This is a genomic window from Ornithinimicrobium sp., assembly GCF_030537745.1.
Taxonomy (GTDB): Bacteria; Actinomycetota; Actinomycetes; order Actinomycetales; family Dermatophilaceae; genus Ornithinicoccus.
This window is the reverse complement of the sequence record NZ_JAUNVI010000057.1, coordinates 13,272-16,511: the sequence shown is the minus strand read 5'-3', so window position 1 is coordinate 16,511 and position 3,240 is coordinate 13,272. Positions and strand designations below refer to the sequence as shown.

Below are 3,240 nucleotides of genomic sequence, written 5' to 3'. Positions count from 1 at the left end.
GAGTACGGCGGCCTGCTCGACAACCGCTCCTTCGGTGGCGTCCAGGTCTCCCGCACCTTCTACGCGCGCGGACAGACGGGCCAGCAGCTGCTGATCGGTGCCTACCAGGCGCTGGAGCGGCAGATCGGAGCCGGCACCGTCGAGATGCACGCTCGGCACGAGATGCTCGATCTGATCGTCGTGGACGGCAAAGCGCGCGGCATCATCGCCCGCGACCTCATCACCGGGGAGATCGAGACGCACCTGGCTGACGCGGTGGTTCTCGCCTCTGGCGGCTACGGCAACGTCTACTTCCTGTCGACCAACGCGATGGGCTGCAATGTCACGGCGGCCTGGCGCGCGCACCGCAAGGGGGCCTACATGGCTAACCCCTGCTATGTGCAGATCCACCCGACCTGTATCCCTCAGTCCGGAGAGTTCCAGTCCAAGCTGACGCTGATGAGCGAGTCGCTGCGCAACGACGGGCGCATCTGGGTGCCCAAGCGCGCCGAGGACTGCGACAAGGATCCGAGCACCATCCCGGTCGAGGATCGCGACTACTACCTGGAGCGCATCTACCCCAACTTCGGCAACCTGGTCCCCCGTGACATCGCGTCCCGACAGGCCAAGAACATGTGCGATGAGGGTCGTGGGGTCGGCCCAGAGGTCGACGGTGTCCGGCGCGGCGTCTATCTCGACTTCGCCAACGCGATCGAGCGGCTGGGCGAGGAGGCGGTCCGGATCAAGTACGGCAACCTCTTCGACATGTACGCGCGCATCACCGGCGAGAACCCGTACGTCGTGCCGATGCGGATCTACCCGGCTGTCCACTACGTGATGGGGGGGCTCTGGGTGGACTACGACCTGGAGTCCACGATCCCCGGCCTGTTCGTGACCGGTGAGTCCAACTTCTCCGACCACGGCGCGAACCGGCTCGGCGCTTCGGCCCTGATGCAGGGGCTGGCGGACGGCTACTTCGTGCTGCCCAACACGATCCGTGACTACCTCTCCCACGGCCCCTTCGAGAAGGTGCCCGAAGACAATGACGAGGTCATCCAGACGCAGGAGGACGTGCGCTCGCGGATCGAGCGGTTGATGTCGATCAACGGCACCCGCAGCGTCGACTCCTACCACAAGGAGCTCGGTCACATCATGTGGGAGTACTGCGGCATGGCTCGCGAGGACGCCGGCCTACGGACTGCGATCGAGCGGATCCGTGCGCTGCGCGCAGACTTCTGGAAGAACGTCCGTGTCCTGGGCACTGCCGAAGGTCTCAACCAGACGCTGGAGCGCGCCGGCCGGGTGGCGGACTTCCTCGAGTTGGGTGAGCTCATGTGCATCGACGCCCTCCACCGCACCGAGTCCTGCGGCTGCCACTTCCGCCTTGAGTCCCAGACCGATGAAGGCGAGGCGCTGCGTGATGACAACGACTTCGCCTATGTCGCGGCCTGGGAGTGGGGCGGCGACGGTTCCGCACCGACGCTGCACAAGGAAGACCTGGCCTTTAAGGCCATCGAGCTCAAGCAGAGGAGCTACAAGTGAGAGTCGCGCTCAAGATCTGGCGCCAGGACGGGCCGCAGACCAAGGGGGAGATGGTGTCCTACCCCTTGGACGACATCTCCGAGGACGCCTCCTTCCTGGAGATGCTCGACCTGCTCAACGAGCAGCTCACCGAGAAGGGAGAGGAGCCGGTCGCCTTTGACTCGGACTGCCGCGAAGGCATCTGCGGCATGTGCGGAGTCGTGATCAACGGCCAGGCCCACGGTCCCGAACGCACCACCACCTGCCAGTTGCACATGCGCTCCTTCAACGACGGCGACGAGATCATCATCGAGCCGTGGCGCGCCGAGCCCTTCCCGGTCATCAAGGACCTGGTCGTGGACCGGAGTGCGTTCGACCGGATCATGCAGGCGGGCGGCTTCATCTCCGCCAACACCGGCGCGGCACCGGACGCCCACGCCACCCCGGTCCCCAAGGAGAACGCCGACCGGGCCTTCATGGCCGCCGAGTGCATCGGCTGCGGCGCCTGCGTGGCGGCCTGCCCCAATGCCTCCGGCATGCTCTTCATGGGTGCCAAAGTCACCCACCTCGGCGAGCTGCCGCAGGGCCAGCCGGAGCGTAACGCCCGCGTCATCTCGATGACTGAGGTCCACGACGAGGAAGGGTTCGGCGGCTGCACCAGCCTCGGCGAGTGCACCCGGGCCTGCCCCAAGGGGATCCCGCTCAACGTCATCTCCCAGCTCAACCACGACCGACGTCACGCGGGCTTCGGAAGCCCCAGTCACTGAGAGCGCACCACGTCCCGTGAGAGTCGCGGCATACCTCGACTTTCACGGGACGTTCGTGCTCTGCCGACCCGTAGGCTGCGGCCATGACCACCGGAGCCCTCGTCCTCGCCGCGACCCCCATCGGCGACTCGCGGGATGCCAGCCGGCGACTGCTGGACGAGTTGGCCACCGCAGACATCGTCGCGGCCGAGGACACCCGTCGTCTGCGCCGGCTGACCGAGCGCCTCGACGTGCGGATCGCCGGCGAGATCGTCAGCTATCACGAGCACAACGAGGCCTCGCGGACTCCCGAGCTCGTTGAGCGGATCGCTGCGGGCTGCCGGTTGCTCCTGGTTACTGACGCCGGTATGCCGTCCGTCTCGGACCCGGGGTACCGCCTGGTCGCGGCGTGCGTCGAGCGCGACCTACCCGTCACCTGCGTCCCCGGCCCGTCGGCGGTCCTGATGGCGCTGGCCGTCAGCGGGCTCCCGGTCGACCGGTTCTGTTTTGAAGGTTTCCTGCCCCGCAAGCAGGGGGAACGGGAGCGAGCCCTGCACCAACTGGCGGAGGAACCCCGCACGATGGTGTTCTTCGAGGCGCCACACCGTCTTGGCGCGGCCCTGAGCTCGATGGCGTCCGTGTTTGGTGAGCAGCGCCCGGCTGCCGTCTGCCGCGAGCTGACCAAGACCTACGAGGAGGTCCGCCGAGGCGGGCTGGCGCAGCTCGCTGCCTGGGCGGCCGAAGGCGTCAAGGGCGAGATCACCGTGGTGGTTGCCGGCCTGGACCCTCACTCCCGCCGGGTCCCCGAGGCGAGCGAGGTCCTGCTGGTGGTCCTGGCCCGAGTTGCTGCGGGGGAGCGGCTGAAGGACGTGTGTCGAGACGTGGCCGCCCGCACTGGCCTGCCCTCCAAGGGGCTCTACGACGCTGCAGTCGCCGCCCGCTGAGACGACAGAGACCCCGAGCACAGCGAGCCGCAGAGGTCACGACCCAGGGG

At 67.5% G+C, this 3,240-nt stretch carries 3 protein-coding genes; all 3 read left to right on the top strand.

The annotated features are described in order from the left end of the window. On the top strand, positions 1-1,521 hold a 1,521-nt coding region (locus Q4P07_RS11420), incomplete at its 5' end, for a fumarate reductase/succinate dehydrogenase flavoprotein subunit (RefSeq protein ID WP_303375045.1). Beyond that, on the top strand, positions 1,518-2,267 hold the full coding sequence (locus Q4P07_RS11415) for a succinate dehydrogenase/fumarate reductase iron-sulfur subunit (RefSeq protein WP_303375044.1): 750 nt from the start codon (positions 1,518-1,520) through the stop codon (positions 2,265-2,267). The genes Q4P07_RS11420 and Q4P07_RS11415, both read left to right, overlap by 4 nt. Positions 2,268-2,350: 83 nt before the next feature. Further along, positions 2,351-3,190, top strand: coding sequence for a 16S rRNA (cytidine(1402)-2'-O)-methyltransferase (gene rsmI / locus Q4P07_RS11410; RefSeq protein ID WP_303375043.1), 840 nt, complete (start codon positions 2,351-2,353; stop codon positions 3,188-3,190). Positions 3,191-3,240 lie beyond the last annotated feature (50 nt).

Coding starts and splice junctions, on each gene's coding strand:
- rsmI (WP_303375043.1), top strand. CDS start 2,351: ATGACCACCGGAGCCCTCGTCCTCGCCGCGACCCCCATCGGCGACTCG.